The 16,017-nt window shown below is 59.4% G+C and carries 12 protein-coding genes; 9 read left to right on the forward strand and 3 right to left on the reverse strand.

What is annotated here, in order from left to right; translation table 11 throughout:
- Positions 1 to 18: 18 nt before the first annotated feature.
- Complete coding sequence (locus tag Q7W83_RS10160; RefSeq protein ID WP_150634472.1) at positions 19 to 237, forward strand: DUF2970 domain-containing protein; 219 nt, start codon at positions 19 to 21, stop codon at positions 235 to 237.
- Here the strand turns inward: Q7W83_RS10160 and Q7W83_RS10165 are convergent.
- Positions 234 to 1,307, reverse strand: a complete 1,074-nt coding sequence (locus Q7W83_RS10165) for an ABC transporter substrate-binding protein (protein ID WP_150639774.1) — start codon at positions 1,305 to 1,307, stop codon at positions 234 to 236. The two genes, Q7W83_RS10160 and Q7W83_RS10165, sit on opposite strands and share 4 nt — an antisense overlap.
- A gap of 523 nt (positions 1,308 to 1,830) precedes the next feature.
- On the opposite strand from Q7W83_RS10165, the gene Q7W83_RS10170 reads away from it, so the two are divergent.
- Positions 1,831 to 3,489, forward strand: coding sequence for a nitrite/sulfite reductase (locus Q7W83_RS10170; protein WP_150634470.1), 1,659 nt, complete (start codon positions 1,831 to 1,833; stop codon positions 3,487 to 3,489).
- Positions 3,473 to 3,967, forward strand: a complete 495-nt coding sequence (locus Q7W83_RS10175) for a DUF934 domain-containing protein (protein ID WP_150634469.1) — start codon at positions 3,473 to 3,475, stop codon at positions 3,965 to 3,967. The genes Q7W83_RS10170 and Q7W83_RS10175 overlap by 17 nt, the downstream gene beginning before the upstream one ends.
- 53 nt (positions 3,968 to 4,020) lie before the next feature.
- On the opposite strand, the gene Q7W83_RS10180 is transcribed toward Q7W83_RS10175, so the two are convergent.
- Positions 4,021 to 7,836 carry a leucine-rich repeat domain-containing protein gene (locus tag Q7W83_RS10180; RefSeq protein WP_473655970.1) on the reverse strand — a complete coding sequence of 1,272 codons (3,816 nt, stop codon included), beginning with the start codon at positions 7,834 to 7,836 and terminating at the stop codon, positions 4,021 to 4,023.
- 192 nt (positions 7,837 to 8,028) lie between these two features.
- Positions 8,029 to 9,051, reverse strand: coding sequence for a protease SohB (gene sohB / locus Q7W83_RS10185; protein WP_150634467.1), 1,023 nt, complete (start codon positions 9,049 to 9,051; stop codon positions 8,029 to 8,031).
- Between the two features lie 203 nt (positions 9,052 to 9,254).
- On the opposite strand from sohB, the gene Q7W83_RS10190 reads away from it, so the two are divergent.
- From Q7W83_RS10190 to Q7W83_RS10215, 6 genes are all read left to right on the forward strand, one after another.
- Positions 9,255 to 9,965 (forward strand): histidine phosphatase family protein, encoded by a 711-nt coding sequence (locus tag Q7W83_RS10190; protein WP_150634466.1) that lies wholly within the window; start codon positions 9,255 to 9,257, stop codon positions 9,963 to 9,965.
- Positions 9,966 to 10,029: 64 nt separating this feature from the next.
- Complete coding sequence (locus Q7W83_RS10195) at positions 10,030 to 10,344, forward strand: SCP2 sterol-binding domain-containing protein (RefSeq protein ID WP_019690779.1); 315 nt, start codon at positions 10,030 to 10,032, stop codon at positions 10,342 to 10,344.
- A 293-nt stretch (positions 10,345 to 10,637) separates the two neighbouring features.
- Positions 10,638 to 12,485, forward strand: a complete 1,848-nt coding sequence (locus tag Q7W83_RS10200; RefSeq protein ID WP_458378082.1) for an amidohydrolase — start codon at positions 10,638 to 10,640, stop codon at positions 12,483 to 12,485.
- 284 nt (positions 12,486 to 12,769) lie between these two features.
- On the forward strand, positions 12,770 to 13,633 hold the full coding sequence (locus tag Q7W83_RS10205) for a LysR family transcriptional regulator (protein ID WP_150634465.1): 864 nt from the start codon (positions 12,770 to 12,772) through the stop codon (positions 13,631 to 13,633).
- 106 nt (positions 13,634 to 13,739) lie between these two features.
- The gene (locus tag Q7W83_RS10210) at positions 13,740 to 14,879 is read left to right on the forward strand and encodes a sterol desaturase/SRPBCC family protein (protein WP_150634464.1); all 1,140 of its coding nucleotides are present in this window, start codon (positions 13,740 to 13,742) and stop codon (positions 14,877 to 14,879) included.
- Positions 14,876 to 15,976 carry an SMP-30/gluconolactonase/LRE family protein gene (locus Q7W83_RS10215; protein ID WP_473655971.1) on the forward strand — a complete coding sequence of 367 codons (1,101 nt, stop codon included), beginning with the start codon at positions 14,876 to 14,878 and terminating at the stop codon, positions 15,974 to 15,976. The genes Q7W83_RS10210 and Q7W83_RS10215 overlap by 4 nt, the downstream gene beginning before the upstream one ends.
- The last annotated feature ends 41 nt before the right edge of the window (positions 15,977 to 16,017 follow it).

Below are 16,017 nucleotides of genomic sequence, written 5' to 3' on the forward strand. Positions count from 1 at the left end.
ATCCGTGACGAGGGGTTTATGGACGATCCAGTCGACAACAAGCCGCCTACTTTCTGGCAGATGCTGCACAGCGTCCTGGCGGCGGCATTCGGGGTGCAGAGCGGGAAGAATCGGGCTCGGGATTTCACTCACGGCAAGCCCAGTCATTTCGTGGTCCTGGGGATTTTGTTCACCGCGGTGTTTGCATTAATGCTGTTCGGCATCGTGCAACTGGTGGTGCATCTGGCCGGGGTCTAGCGCATCAGGGTTTGCAGGCTGAACGGATAGCGATAGGACGTCGGCCGGCCCTTGGCCGACAGTCGACGGAAGTTCACGCCGTAGTGCGGCGATTCACCCATGGTCAGCATTCGCCTGGCGGTTGCCTTGTCGACCAGTTGCAGCAGCGGGATCTGGCGGTCACGACCGCCGTACCGGCTGATGTCCACGCCCTGATCGAGGTCATGCAATTCCACCAGAGCCCAGCCACCCAGGGTGAAATGTCCGCCCAACAAAACACTCAACTTTCCGTCGACCTTCGCCTGTAACGCGGCCGTCGATGTATTGACCGCACTGAAATACGCGTCCTTTCCGGGCACACCGCCCGCCTCCGAGTACGCCTGCATGGCGCCAAACGCCATCTCGTCATTGGCGGACCATACCAGCGTGACCTTCGGGTAGCGCCGGAACAGCAGCTTTGCCTGTTCATACGCACGGGCGCGGGTCCAGCCGCTATAAACCAGTTGCCGCAAACGCACCTGCGGGTGCTCGGCCAGCGCTCGCATCATGCCTTGTTCACGCAGTTGCGCCGATGGCGTGATTTTCAGGCCGGAGAACGCCAGCAACTCGATCACCTGACCGGGCGCCACGGGCGGATGCTGGCGAATCAGCTCCTTGAGCATCAGGTAGCCGCCCTCCTCGTCATTGGGCACCAGGCTGCCCAGTCGATCGGGGCGTTCGCCCAGCAGGTTCAACTGGTTGGCGGTCAGCGAGGCGTTGACCATAAACAGTTTCACGCCACTGCCTTGAGCCAGACGCAACACTTGCGGGGCAATGTACTGTTCGTTGACGAAGACCAGATAGTCCGGACGATCGGGACCTTGCAGGGCACGGCGCGCTTGCGCCAGCGTGAGTTCGGGCATGCGCCGGGAATAGAGAATCCTCAGGTCGATGCCCAGGTCCGTGGCGGCCGCCTGCATAAATTGCGAATAGCTGATCCAGAAGGCTTCGTCAGTACTCCCGGGATTGAGGAACAACACCGATTCCGCACGCGCAGCAGGGCCGTAAACCGTACCAAGCAGCAACAGGAAGGTGTAGAAAAACTTCAACATTGATCGTCCGAGCCCCGGAAATTCGCCGCGTATTATAGCTGGCGAACGCCCGTAAAACGGCGTTTATTGCAGATTTTGTCCGACAATTGTCGGGGCCGGGCCCGGACGGGGTCGGTTATTGATGGCTGACCCAGAATACCGCTGTGCCCACGACCAGAATGATCAGAAACAGAATGGCCCAGGCATCGACCGTACTGTCAGGTTTTGAAGCTTTGGTAGGGTTGCTCATTGCATCGCCTCTTGTCGGTTTTATCGGTGATTGCATAAAGACTCGACCACAGTTAAGACGATGATTGCCCACACCACAAATACGGGTTTATCAATAACAATTCTCGTTAGTCGATTTGGTTCTTTACATATACTCAAACATCACTTTTGCGCATAACTCCAAACTGGTATCTTGCCCCGGCTCCGTAGGGAGTGCGCGGCCGTGCGCGCAGAATTGCCGAGGCAGTATCGGAGATTTCAGCAAGCGAAAATCGCAACTGGATCCGACCGGCCCAAGCCTGAGAACAGGACTTATATGTACGTATACGACGAGTACGATCAGCGGATCATCGAGGACCGCGTCAAGCAGTTCCGTGATCAGACCCGACGCTATCTGGCAGGCGAGCTGAGCGAAGAAGAATTCCGCCCTCTGCGCTTGCAAAACGGGCTTTATATCCAGCGTTTCGCGCCGATGTTGCGGGTGGCGGTGCCTTACGGCCAGCTGACTTCGCGCCAGACGCGAATGATGGCGAAGATTGCCCGCGACTATGACAAGGGCTATGCCCACATCAGTACCCGCCAGAACGTACAGTTCAACTGGCCGGCGCTGGAAGACATCCCGGACATCCTCGCTGAGCTGGCGACGGTGCAGATGCATGCGATCCAGACCAGCGGCAACTGCCTGCGCAACGTCACTACCGACCAGTTCGCCGGTGTCGCTGCCGATGAGCTGATCGACCCGCGCCCATGGTGCGAGATTGTTCGCCAATGGACGACATTCCACCCGGAATTCGCTTACCTGCCGCGTAAATTCAAGATCGCGATCAACGGTTCGACCTCCGACCGTGCCGCCATCGAAGTCCATGATATCGGCCTTGAGCCGGTGCACAACGCTGCGGGCGAATTGGGCTTCCGTGTGCTGGTTGGTGGTGGCCTGGGCCGTACACCGGTGGTTGGCGCGTTCATCAATGAATTCCTGCCGTGGCAAGACCTGTTGAGCTACCTCGACGCCATCCTGCGTGTGTACAACCGCTATGGCCGTCGCGACAACAAGTACAAGGCGCGGATCAAGATTCTGGTCAAGGCCCTGACGCCTGAAGTCTTTGCGCAGAAAGTCGATGCGGAAATGGAACACCTTCGCGGTGGCCAGACCACGCTGACCGAAGCCGAAGTTCATCGCGTTGCCAAACACTTCGTCGACCCCGACTACAAGGCGCTGGACAACCAGACCGCCGAACTTGCCGAACTCGACAAGCAACACCCGGGCTTCGCTCGGTGGCGTACGCGCAATACCCTGGCGCACAAGAAGCCGGGTTATGTCGCTGTGACCCTGTCCCTGAAGCCGACCGGCGTTGCGCCGGGCGACATCACCGACAAGCAGCTCGACGCCGTGGCCGACCTGGCCGATCGTTACAGCTTCGGTCAACTGCGCACCTCTCACGAACAGAACATCATTCTGGCCGACGTTGAACAGTCCCAACTGTTCGCGATGTGGGGCGAGTTGCGCGAGCAAGGCTTCGCCACGCCGAACATCGGGTTGCTGACCGACATCATCTGCTGCCCTGGCGGTGATTTCTGCTCGCTGGCCAACGCCAAGTCGATCCCGATCGCCGAATCGATCCAGCGCCGTTTCGACGACCTGGACTATCTGTTCGACATCGGTGAACTGGACCTGAACATCTCCGGCTGCATGAACGCCTGTGGTCACCACCACGTCGGCCACATCGGCATCCTTGGGGTGGACAAGAAAGGCGAAGAGTTCTACCAGGTATCCCTCGGCGGCAGCGCCAGTCGCGATGCGAGCCTGGGCAAGATCCTCGGCCCGTCCTTTGCCCAGGACGCCATGCCAGACGTGATCGAAAAGCTGATCGACGTGTACATCGAACAACGTACCGAAGACGAGCGCTTCATCGACACCTATCAGCGTATTGGCATCGACCTCTTCAAGGAACGCGTCTATGCAGCGAATCATTAAGAACAACGAAGTCGTCGACGAAACCTGGCACCTGTTGCCCAAGGATTTCAACATCGACGAGATCAGCAACTGCGACGACCTGATCGTTCCGTTGCAGCTGTGGCGTGAACACGGCCGTATGCTCAAGGCCCGCGATGGCGGCCTGGGTGTGTGGCTGGACGCCGATGAAGAAGCCGAAGAAATCGGTGAAGACGTCGCGAACTTCCAGGTCATCGCCTTGAACTTCCCGGCCTTCACCGATGGCCGCAACTACTCCAACGCCCGCCTGCTGCGTGACCGCTACGGTTTCAAAGGTGAACTACGGGCGATTGGCGATGTGCTGCGCGACCAGCTGTTCTACATGCGTCGCTGCGGTTTCGACGCCTTTGCGGTTCGCGCAGATAAAGACCCGTACGAAGCCCTTGAAGGCCTCAAGGACTTCTCAGTGACCTATCAGGCCGCCACCGACGAACCGCTCCCGCTGTTCCGTCGCCGCTGACACATAAAGCCCTGGTCCAACGGGATCAGGGCTTTATCGGCTCCACCCCTCTGTTATCGCTCGATCGGAATCGGTCGCCCCAAAGCCACCCAGTCCCGGTACAGCTGCAAACGGCTTTCCAGTGCCGTGAATACCGCAAGAGGGTTGTCGAAAGCACCCTCCGGAATCGGTACATCCCGGGTCAATCGCGCCAACAACTCGTCCGAAGCGTCTGCTTCCGTCAACAGTCGCCACACCCGTGCCTGAAGATCCAGATAACCGATCTGGAAATCCGGGGTGAGCGTCAATGTGTTCATGGTTCCTAAAAACCGCCCACCACCCGGCTTGAGCGCCAGTTGCTGCCAGATGTGCAGCCGGGCATCGCGCAGCCCTGCCTCAATCCCGTTCAGCCAGAGCGCCGGATTCGCATAGTCAGGCCCTGCGGCACGCAACCACAAGTTGATCCCCGTTTGTTCTCGATGCGCGACCAACCGCTGCAAGGTGTCCTCATCGCTCAACGGGTTGTTCCACAGCAGCACCCGATCCCTGGCGATGGCCTGGTTCAAAACCGCTTGGGGGATCCGCGTGATCTGGTTATCGCGCAAATCCAGGGACGTCAGGTACGGCTCATCCATGATCCCGACCGGACAACGGCTTATCTGCGTATTCCTCAGGTTGAGTCGGCGCAGGTTGTTCAAGCCCAGTACCATCGGCGGTACACCCAACGGGTTGTCGCTCAGGTCAAGGCTTTGCAAGCTTGTCAGGTCAGTCAGTTGTGAAGCGGCGCGTTCACTGAATACCAGCTGGGTGGCGCGCAGATTGAGTGAGGATAGGTTTCTCAACTGGCACAGGGCAGGCGGCAAGGCACACCCTTCGTGGCCGTCCACGAAGAAATGACGCAAGTCGACGCGCTCCAGATTCAACACCTCGAGGTTCGGGAAGCTCTCGAGAAAGCCGTTCAAACTGCCCTCCTCGGTCAGATGGAAGCCTTGCATCGACAATTCGACCACATCGTTAAGCCGGACGCTCAGGGTGGGCAGGCGGTGATAGTCCTCGAAGGCGAGATCGAGCCTGACACGACGGTTCGGCGTGCGTTTTTGCCAAATGGCGGCAAGTTCCACAGCCAGCTCCCCCCGGACCGTCTGCTCCTCGTGCAAGGCCATTTGCAGGAGGTGGGCATTGTGCACGGCAATTTGCGCAGGGTTCATACCCGCCGCCTCTTCATCGCCGATGGCCAGCACGGGGATGTCCATATCGGCAATGTCTTGCACCGCTTGATCGACCCAGGCATTCAATTCGGTGTTGAGTTGTTGTAACTGCAGATTCAGCCGATCGATATACGCCTGCACCGAGCCACCCTCACGCTGTATGACCTGATCCGCCTCCGCATCGGTGAAGTCCGGGTAAATATCCTTGATCTGTAACCTGGTGGCTTGCAATGCCATGGCTTCACCCTGAGGCGTCGACGGGTAGCCTCCACCGCGCAGCCCCTGCCGTTCGAAGGTCAACCCTGAGTCGAGTCTTTGCAGGCCGAGCAGGGTTTCGGCACGGGACAATGCCCGATCGCTGAGGCTGAGCCGCAACTCGCTGGCCGGATCCAGCGACGTGAGATGCAACACCGAGCGCTCCTCCTCCGACAGCACGCCGAGGATCGCGTCGTAGAAATCCGTTGGCCGGCCTTCCCGCAGGTAACGGTTGCCCACCTTGATGACGCTTCGGTACTTAGGGGTATCGAGGGCACCGCAACGGTCAAGAACCCGACCGGTGGAAGAGCCTTCGAGGATTTCGATCCGCAGATCTTTTGGCCAGCCGGGCAGGTTTTTCAGGGAGTGAAATGCTAGCGTGTCCGTCTCGGCGTTCACCACCGAGCGCAGATAGAAGCCTTCATAAGCGCGATTGAGCCGCACCTGCTGTTGGTATTGCCGTGCTTTGCCGTCCAGGCGTGCGAACACCTGCCTGGCCTCGGCAATGTCGGGCGGCCGTTGGATGTCCACGCCGTAGCGGTCGAGCATTTGCTCGATTGCGCTTGTTGGCACGTCCGGGTATTGCTCCTGGAACAGCCGCACCCATTCCAGCTCCGAACGTTGAAGTGCCTGGTAACGCAGGCTGAATTGCGCAACATCCCCCGCCAGACCGAGCGCCTGATCGATCCTGAAGCGATTGATGGTGTCAGCCAGCAAAGGCGTCGGCGCGCGCCCCGCCTGAATCAACCGCAGCATGTCGTCATCAATCGCGCAGACCTTGCCGATCTGCGCCAGCATTTCATCGCTGAACGACGCCACCGAGGGTCCAATGGCGCGAATGAGTTCGACCCGGGTCGCCGGCACCCCGTTCAACGGGTCGGGCGTTGGGGCAACAGCCACTTCCGGCGCAGGCCTTGCGCCTTCCTCTGTTGCATCGGCGATTGCCGCGTCACCTTTTAGCGCCGCCTCCGCGACGATCGGCAATGCATTGAGCAAGCCAAAAACAGTGCGCGTCGCACCCTCTGACCGTTCGCTGAATGTCTTGCCGTTGACCACCTGATCAATCCCGTAACCCGCGTCGATAAGCCCGGCCAATGCCAATATTCCCTCGCCTCCCGGAACGAACAACGCCAAGGGTCCAAACCGGTTGACCCACTGCACAAGCGGTTCAACGACCGCACTTAAATTGTCACGATTGACCTGGGCATCGTCACGGATGCTCTCGATGCTGGCCCGGGCTGCCTGCTTCATCGTCAGCACACACAGGGCAAACGGATCGGTGGCGGAGTCAGGATCGTCGTAGCCAATGTACTCGTCCGGGTCCCAATAGCCGTCGTTGTTGAAAAAACCGGCATTGTTCGTCAGCCAGTGTTTTGCCGGATACAACGCCATGCCATCGAGCGCCGTCAGAACACCGGCATGAAACGTACCGTCCTCACGGTCATCTTCGGCAAAGTGGGCGGCCAAAGCCTGCTTCGTTTCATTCACCTTGCCTAGTGCGGCAATCCATTGGTGCAGTTTTGTGGCGTCGGCGAATTCGTGCAGCGGGGAAGAATTGCCGGGAATGTACAACAGCACTCTGGCACTGGCGGTGTCACGGAAGGCCCAGATATCTGTCGCGGTGTAACGGTAGAGCTTCAACCGCCCGGTCCTGACCGATGAAGGCGCGCGAGTCGGTGCTTGCAGTTGCTCGATGGCCAGCGTTTCCCATGGCTGATCCGGTGGCAAACCTGCCGCTTGCATCGCCAGTTCCAGGCCTTTTGGCGACAGGTGCTGTTCACGAAACTGCAACCAGGCTGCCATGACGAATGCTGCTTTGACCGACGTTCTCAACGCGTAAGGTTTGGCTGCGACAAGCACGTTCTCGGCTGGCCAGGCCTGACCGAGATACGCTTCGTACAAGTCCTTCAGTTCCAGCTCCCAGGCCCATTTCTTGAAATCGGCGGGCCTCAGATTGATCTGTGTCGACGGCCCGTAAACTTGCGGTGTGGTCTGGCGATAGATGCCTTCATACGTCTGGTGATTGCCGCTGCCGTGATCGGCAAACTCATCGACATTTTTCACGATGCGTACGGCCGGTCCGATATCCGGTGGCGTGTACAAGCCGAACGCGGTTTCAGCGAAACGCCCATCCCCGACAGTCTGATAGTTGGACAGCAGCGTTTGCAGCAGCGATCGTGAGCTCGCCACCTGCCCTTGCTCCACACCATCAATGGCAGGATGGCCCTTGTAGTTGTAATCGAGCGTGACTAGCAAAGCTGTCTGCGGATCAATGGTCTGCCCCCATTTTTCCTTGATCAGACGCTCTCCAAACTGACCGGGGGTTTGGGGCAGCGCGATATCCAGCGCGGCTTTCAGTTCGTCGCGCAATCGCGCAGAGGGCGTGGGATGAGGGCCGGCAGCATCGTTATGAAGCAACTCTTTCATGGTGCATTCCATTGCAATCATTTCAGGAACACCACCCTACCCAACCTGGGCCGCCGAAAAAGCCGGACCGATTGACAGTGACGATAGGAAATTTCGCTGCTTACACGGGAAAAACGCGCCCTTGTGGAAGGCAAAAAAAACCGTGGAGGTAATCCACGGTTTCATTTTTCAGGGCAATGGAGTTTTGAAAACTCACCAGAAGCGTTGCTGGGTCAACCGGCTCCACCAGCTCAGCAATACGCGATCGACCGAACCGCTGGCCGCCATGCCGATGCGCTCCTGCAGGCTTTTGCGTTCGGCATAGTGCAGGTGATAAAGCTCCGACTTCTTCGCACGTTCGGCGAGGTATTCATCGCTGGTCTTGAGTTCGTCCACCAGTTGCTTGTCCAGTGCCGCGATACCGAGCCAGATTTCGCCGGTCGCCACTTCGTCGATGGCCAGTTGCGGGCGATAACGGGCAACGAAGTTCTTGAACAGTTGGTGAGTGATGTCCAGGTCTTCCTGGAATTTCTCACGGCCCTTTTCGGTGTTTTCGCCAAACACGGTGAGGGTGCGTTTGTATTCGCCGGCGGTCAGCACTTCGAAGTCGATGTCGTGTTTTTTCAGCAGACGGTTGACGTTGGGTAACTGCGCCACCACGCCGATCGAGCCGAGAATCGCGAACGGCGCGCTGATGATCTTCTCGCCGATGCACGCCATCATGTAGCCGCCGCTGGCCGCGACCTTGTCGATGCACACGGTCAACGGCACGCCGGCATCTCGGATACGCGCCAGTTGCGAGGATGCCAGGCCGTAGCTGTGAACCATGCCGCCGCCGCTTTCCAGACGCAACACCACTTCATCCTTGGGCGTGGCCAGGGTCAGCAGCGCGGTGATCTCGTGACGCAGGCTTTCAGTGGCCGACGCCTTGATGTCACCGTCAAAATCCAGCACGAACACCCGAGGCCTGGCTTCGGGTTTCTTCTTTTGCTTTTTCTCGGATTTAGCCTCGACCTTGCGCAAGGCCTTGAGCTGGTCCTTGTCGAGCAAGGTCTGCTCCAGGCGTTCGCGCAGCCCTTTGTAGAAATCATTGAGTTTGCTGACTTGCAATTGGCCGGCCGACTTGCGTCGACCTTTGCTGCGCAATGCCGCGAAACTGGCCAGGACCACCAGAATGGCGATCACCAGTGTCACGGTTTTAGCCAGAAAACTGGCGTACTCGGACAGAAAATCCACAGTTACTCCTTCAATACAGTGCGCTGCATAAACGCGCGCGGGATACCACCAGCATACCCATGCGCCGGCCCCGCGGCCAGCCGTGAAAGCTCTGGCAACAGGCCTGTAACGAGCATTTCAAACAAGCGTATGTTTTTTCATTGACAGCTCACCGTCATCCTCATAACCTCGCCGAACCTTCAACGTACCGGGATGACGCGGACGTGGGCAGTATCTATTTGATTCGACATGGCCAGGCCTCCTTTGGTGCAGACGACTATGACGTCCTGTCGCCGACCGGTGTTCGCCAGGCAGAAATCCTCGGCCAGCACCTCGCCGGGCTGGGCATCAGCTTCGATCGCTGCCTCTCGGGCGACTTGCGCCGTCAGCAGCATACTGCCAGCAGTGCGCTGGAACAGTTCGCTGCCGCAGGCTTGCCGGTGCCGATTGTGGAAACCGATTCCGCCTTCAACGAATTCGACGCCGATGCGGTGATCCGTGCGCTGCTGCCGGCCATGCTCGACGACGAACCCGAAGCGTTGGAGATCCTGCGCAACGCCGCGCAAAACCGCGCTGAGTTCCAGCGTATCTTCGCCCTGATCATCGAACGCTGGCTCGCCGGTACGTATGACACGCCGGGTCTGGAAAGCTGGCTGGGTTTTGTCGAGCGGGTGCAGGCCGGTCTGCACCGAATCCTCGAAAGCGCCGACAACACTCAGAAAATCGCCGTGTTCACCTCCGGCGGCACCATCACTGCCCTGCTCCACCTCATTACCCAAATGCCCGCCAAGCAGGCCTTTGAACTGAACTGGCAAATCGTCAACACCTCGCTCAACCAACTGAAATTCCGTGGTCGCGAGGTAGCACTGGCTTCTTTCAACAGTCATGCGCATTTGCAACTGTTGAAAGCACCGGAACTCATCACGTTTCGCTGAGTCCGGACTATTGTGACCCTGGCTGTAATCACCCAGCTCTAATTACCCAAGAAAGGATCGAACCATGACCTCCGTAGCTGATGCCGTACAAGCAATGAAAGCCAAGTTCAACCCAGCCGCTGCTGCCGGTCTGGACCTGGTATTCGGTTTCCGCATCGACGACACCAAGAATTTCTCGCTGATCGTCAAGGACAGCACCTGCGAGCTGAAAGAAGGCGAAAACCCGGACGCCCAGGTCACTCTGGTGATGGACGGCGAAACCCTGGAAGGCATCGTTGACGGTTCGACCGACGGCATGCAGGCGTTCATGGGCGGCAAGCTGCGCGCTGAAGGCGACATGATGCTGGCCATGAAACTGTCCGAGCTGTTCCCAAGCTAAGACGGCGGTTCCCGCGCCCGGGAGCCTCTCTGTCTGCAAACGAATCCCGCCCCTTGTGGCGGGATTCGTCGTTTTTCACCTTTGGAAAACCGCCCTCTGCAGATTTGCGGTCTATATTCCTTCTGGCCGTATGCGTCAGACATCGGCTGTTCAATCCGATCATTTTTGCGGAGAACACTGCTATGCCCCCACCTGACGACCGCGACGGTTTCAACCGTCGACGTGTATTGCAAGGCCTTTCGGCAGGTGCCGTAGGTGCCTGGATCAGCCCGCTGTTCGCAGGGAGTAAAACCATGCCAGATACCCCGGCCGACCTCATTCTGTACAACGGACGCCTGCACACCGTCGATCGCAAGAAACCCCAGGCCAGTGCCGTCGCGATCAAGGACGGACGCTTCGTGGTGGTCGGCAGTGACGCTCAGGCCATGGCCCTGCAAGGCCCCGGCACGCAAATTATTGATTTGCACGGTCGCACGGTCATTCCCGGTCTCAACGACTCGCACCTGCACCTGATTCGCGGTGGCCTGAATTACAACCTTGAACTGCGCTGGGAAGGCGTGCCGTCACTGGTCGATGCGTTGCGGATGCTCAAGGATCAGGCCGACCGCACCCCCACGCCACAATGGGTGCGGGTGGTCGGTGGCTGGAACGAATTCCAGTTCGCCGAAAAGCGCCTGCCAACGATTGATGAACTGAACAAAGCCGCGCCGGATACGCCGGTGTTCGTGCTGCACCTCTACGACCGTGCCCTGCTCAACCGCGCTGCGTTGAAAGTGGTCGGCTACACCCGTGACACGCCGAACCCGCCGGGCGGTGAAATCCAGCGTGACGCCAACGGCGACCCGACCGGCATGCTGATCGCCCGCCCCAATGCGATGATTCTTTACTCGACGCTGGCCAAGGGACCGAAACTGCCGCTGGAGTACCAGGTCAACTCGACCCGGCAGTTCATGCGCGAACTCAATCGCCTCGGAGTCACCAGCGCCATCGATGCCGGCGGCGGTTATCAGAATTACCCCGACGACTATCAGGTCATTCAGCAACTGGCCAAAGACCAACAGCTGACAGTCCGGATCGCCTACAACCTGTTCACGCAGAAACCCAAGGAAGAGTTGACCGACTTCAAAAACTGGACCAGTACGTCACGTTACGGTCAGGGCGACGATTTTCTGCGGCACAACGGTGCCGGGGAAATGCTGGTGTTTTCGGCGGCGGATTTCGAAGACTTCCTTGAACCACGCCCGGACCTGCCGCAAACCATGGAGCAGGAACTGGAACCGGTGGTCCGGCACCTGGTGGAACAGCGTTGGCCATTCCGCCTGCACGCCACGTACAACGAATCCATCAGCCGCATGCTTGATGTATTCGAGAAGGTCAATCGCGACATTCCGTTCGATGGTTTGCCATGGTTTTTCGACCACGCCGAAACCATCACCCCGCAGAACATCGAACGGGTCAAAGCCTTGGGCGGCGGCATTGCGATTCAAGACCGCATGGCATTTCAAGGCGAGTACTTCGTCGACCGCTACGGCGCCAAGGCTGCCGAACACACACCACCGATCGCGCGCATGCTTGCCGAAGGCATTCCGGTCGGTGCCGGTACCGACGCCACGCGGGTGTCGAGCTACAACCCCTGGACCTCGATGTATTGGCTGGTCAGCGGCCGCACCGTCGGAGGTCTGGAGCTGTACCCGCAAGGCTTGAGCCGCGACACCGCGCTGGAACTGTTCACCCATGGCAGCGCCTGGTTCTCCTCCGAGCAAGGCAAGAAAGGCCAGATCAAGGTCGGGCAACTGGCGGACCTGATTGCGCTGTCGGCGGACTATTTCCACATCGAGGACGAAGCAGTCAAATGGATCGAGTCGGTGCTGACGATTGTCGACGGCAAGATCGTCTATGGCACCGCAGAATTCGAAAAGCTCGGACCGCCGCCGGTACCGGTGGTGCCGGAATGGTCTCCGGTGGTCAACGTGCCGGGCCATTGGCGACCGCTGGCGCCGATGACGGCGCAGGTTCATCAGTGTGTGGGAGCTTGCGCCGTGCATGCCCACAGCCATGAGCGGGCGCGATTGTCCTCGGCGCCGGTGAGTGACTTTCAGGGATTCTGGGGGGCGTTTGGCTGTTCGTGTTTTGCGTTTTGAATTGATTGGTTCTGCCCTCACAGCGGGGCAGATCAAAAGCCAAAGCAAAAGCCAGATCAACAACTGGAGCGAACTCATACCTGTGGGAGCTAGCCTGCTAGCGATGGACGTCCAGACACCACATTCATTCAGACTGCACGCGTTATCGTTGGCGTCCATCGCTAGCAGGCTAGCTCCCACAGGGGGAATGCGTACGTTTGTAGAGGCCGCCTCGCGCCAATGCGCACCCAACGGGTTCGCCTGTATCCGTTTACAATGCCCGCACCTCCCACACCGGCCACCCCATGGACATCGACCTCGCCCGCACCTTTCTGGAAATCGTCCGCCACGGCAGCCTCGCCGCTGCGGCGGAAAAACTCCACGTTACCCAGACCGCGATCACCGCGCGCGTGCAGAAACTCGAAAGCCAACTGGGCAGCACACTGTTCGTGCGCAACCGCGCCGGCGCCCGCCTGACCCCGAACGGCGAGGCATTTGTGGTGTACGCCAATCAACTGGTCGAAACCTGGGACGCTGCGCGTCGGGACTTGCCCTTGCCCGAGGGTTACCACGACGTATTGCACATCGGTGGCGAGGTCAGCCTGTGCAACCCGCTGATGCTCAGCTGGGCTGGCGAGCTGCGGGAGAAAATTCCCAGCCACGCGCTGCGCATGGAAATCCGTGACGGCGAAAACCTGCTGCGCCAACTGGAACTGGGGGTGTTGGACGCGGCGCTGGTCTATCAGCCGGAGTATTGGCCGCGCCTGCAAGTCGAGCAGGTGCTGGAAGAAAAACTGGTCCTCGTGCGGCTGCCCGGTAAACCCGATCCCTATGTCTACATCGACTGGGGCCCGGATTTCCGTCGCCAGCACGATGCGGCCTTACCGGAAAAAGCCAAGGCTGCCCTGAGCTTCAATCTCGGCCCACTGGGCTTGCAGTACATCCTTGAAAATGGCGGCAGTGGCTATTTCCGTACCCGCGTGGTGCAGAGTTATCTGGAAAGCGGCGTACTGGAGCAGGTGCCCAAAGCTCCGGAATTCAGCTACCCAACCTATCTGGTCTACTCCCGCGACCGCGACTCGGCGACCCTGCAAAGGGCCTTCGACCTGCTACGCCAAGTCATCCAGTCCGATGAAGACTGGTCGCAACGCTGGAACCCGCTGACCTGAGTCCGCTTTACACCGGATCATGGCGTTTGTGTCCTCAAGCTTCGGTCCGCCCTGCACGGCGGGATCGTCTAATCTGCTGGGACAACAATAACCACAGGTGACCGCAGTGAGGCAGACCACCGAGGCATTTCGCAGCCGCTATCGAGCGGACATTCATCCGCTCTACAACCCCTGGCTGCACGGCGCGTTTGTGCTGCTGTTCGGCGTGCTGGCCATCGCAGTGTTCTGGAGCACTGTGCATCAGGTACAGCCGCTGGAGTGGCTGGCGGTGCCGCTGACGTTATTGTTCTTCAACTTTGGCGTGTACACGGTGCATCGCCACCTGGGGCATCACAAAAAGAGCTTCGCGCGGATGTTCTATGCCCGTCACGCCGGCGACCATCACAGTTTCTTTGCGCCCGGCCACATGACCTACGACAGCGCCCGTGACTGGCGGGTGATCCTGTTTCCGGCATGGCTGATCGTGGTGCACACGGTTGTCATCACCCTGCCCCTCTGGTGGCTGCTTGAACAGTTCGATACCAACGTCGCCGGGCTATTCGGGGGCAGTCTGGTCCTCGGTTACCTGGCCTATGAAGTGTTTCATGCCTGCGAACACCTGCCGCCCGAAAACCCGGTCACACGCTGGCCGTGGATCCGCCAGATGCGCCGTCTGCATGAGCTGCATCACCGCCGTGAGTTGATGCAGGAACGCAATTTCAACATCGTTTTTCCGCTGATGGATTACCTGTTCGGCACGCTCTATTGGGAGCCCGAGCCGACCTACCTGACGAGAACGCCCATGACCCGCATGCAGCATCAGATCAACATTATCGGCAGCCCGATTGACGTGCTCGCCTACGCCAGCACCGTGACCCGTTGGCCCGAGTGGCACCCGTCGTCGCTCAAGGTCGATGGCCCGGGCGGCTCGCTGCATGCCGGGGCGCGGTTCGAGGAAGACATCCGCGCCGGCGGGCGCGAGGGGCATCTGAGCTGGGTGGTCAACGAATATCTGCCCGGTCGCCGCTGGAGCGCACGGGCTCAAGGTGACAATGGGCTGTCGCTGGTGGTGACTTACGAATGCACGGCCGAAGGCGATGGCACGCGGTTTGTCCGTACCCTGGAATATCAATTCAGCGGCGTGATGATGCGCATTGCCAATCGAATGCTGCTCAAGCGGCGCATTGATCATGAATCGGCAGCGTCGATGCAGGCCTTGCGCGAGATGGCGCATAAACAACTGGCCGCCGCAGGAGTCAACGCGTGAGTCGAACCGTCAAGTTTCGCCATGTCGTGTTGCTGGTGATCGTAGCCATTGGCGCCTTTGTGCTGCTGATGCCGACCAACGTGCAACCGGTGGCCTGGAATCCGCCGCCAGCACCGTCCCTCACCAGCGGCCCCTATGCCGACAATCAACGCCTCAAAGGTGTGGAGCGTGTCGGCGCGGATGACATCGACGGGCCGGAAGCGTTGCTGCTGGAGGACAACGTACTCATTACAGGCCTGCATGACGGTCGACTGATTCGCACCAGCCTCGACGGCAAAGTCACCAAGGTGCTGGCCGATACCGGCGGCCGACCGCTGGGCCTGGCGCGTCACCCCAATGGGTTGCTGGTGATCGCCGACGGGGTCAAGGGATTGCTCTCGCTGGACGCTCAGGGGCGCTTGATTCCATTGACCACGGCGGCCAACGGCGTGCCTTTCGGTTTCACTGACGACGTGGTCATCGACAAGTCCGGGCACTACGCCTATTTCAGCGATGCTTCCAGCCGCTTCGGCTACGGCCACGACGGCGAGTCAATCATCGAGCATGGCGGCGACGGTCGCTTGCTGCGTTATGACTTCCAGACCGGTAAAACAGCAGTCTTGCTGGATAAACTGGAGTTCGCCAACGGCGTGACGCTGGGCCCGGACGATGCCTTTGTGCTGGTGAACGAGACCGGCGCCTATCGCATCAGCCGTTACTGGCTGAGCGGCCCCAAGGCCGGCACTCACGATCTGTTTATCGACAACTTGCCGGGCTTGCCGGACAACCTGGCGTTCAATGGCCGAGACCGTTTCTGGGTGGCGTTGTACGCACCACGCAACGCCCTGCTCGATGCCACGGCGCCGCACCCCTTCGTGCGCAAGATGATTGTGCGGGCGATGACCGTCCTGCCCAAACCGGTGGAGAAGCGCGCATTTGCCTTGGGACTGGACCTGGAAGGAAAGGTGATCGCCAATCTGCAGGACGGCAGCAGTGGAAATTACTCGCCGATCACCACGGTGCGTGAGTATGGGGAGTGGTTGTATTTCGGCTCGTTGAAAGCCAAACACATGGCGCGATTGCCGCTCACCAGCGCGTTGTCGCAAACACCCAATTGAACTGTAGGAGCTGGCTTGCCAGCGATGGCGTCGTCACGGCC

The organism is Pseudomonas sp. 300 (assembly GCF_055803035.1).

Coding starts and splice junctions, on each gene's coding strand:
- Q7W83_RS10160 (WP_150634472.1), top strand. CDS start 19: ATGGACGATCCAGTCGACAACAAGCCGCCTACTTTCTGGCAGATGCTG.
- Q7W83_RS10165 (WP_150639774.1), bottom strand. CDS start 1,307: ATGTTGAAGTTTTTCTACACCTTCCTGTTGCTGCTTGGTACGGTTTAC.
- Q7W83_RS10170 (WP_150634470.1), top strand. CDS start 1,831: ATGTACGTATACGACGAGTACGATCAGCGGATCATCGAGGACCGCGTC.
- Q7W83_RS10175 (WP_150634469.1), top strand. CDS start 3,473: ATGCAGCGAATCATTAAGAACAACGAAGTCGTCGACGAAACCTGGCAC.
- Q7W83_RS10180 (WP_473655970.1), bottom strand. CDS start 7,836: ATGAAAGAGTTGCTTCATAACGATGCTGCCGGCCCTCATCCCACGCCC.
- Q7W83_RS10195 (WP_019690779.1), top strand. CDS start 10,030: ATGACCTCCGTAGCTGATGCCGTACAAGCAATGAAAGCCAAGTTCAAC.
- Q7W83_RS10200 (WP_458378082.1), top strand. CDS start 10,638: ATGCCAGATACCCCGGCCGACCTCATTCTGTACAACGGACGCCTGCAC.
- Q7W83_RS10205 (WP_150634465.1), top strand. CDS start 12,770: ATGGACATCGACCTCGCCCGCACCTTTCTGGAAATCGTCCGCCACGGC.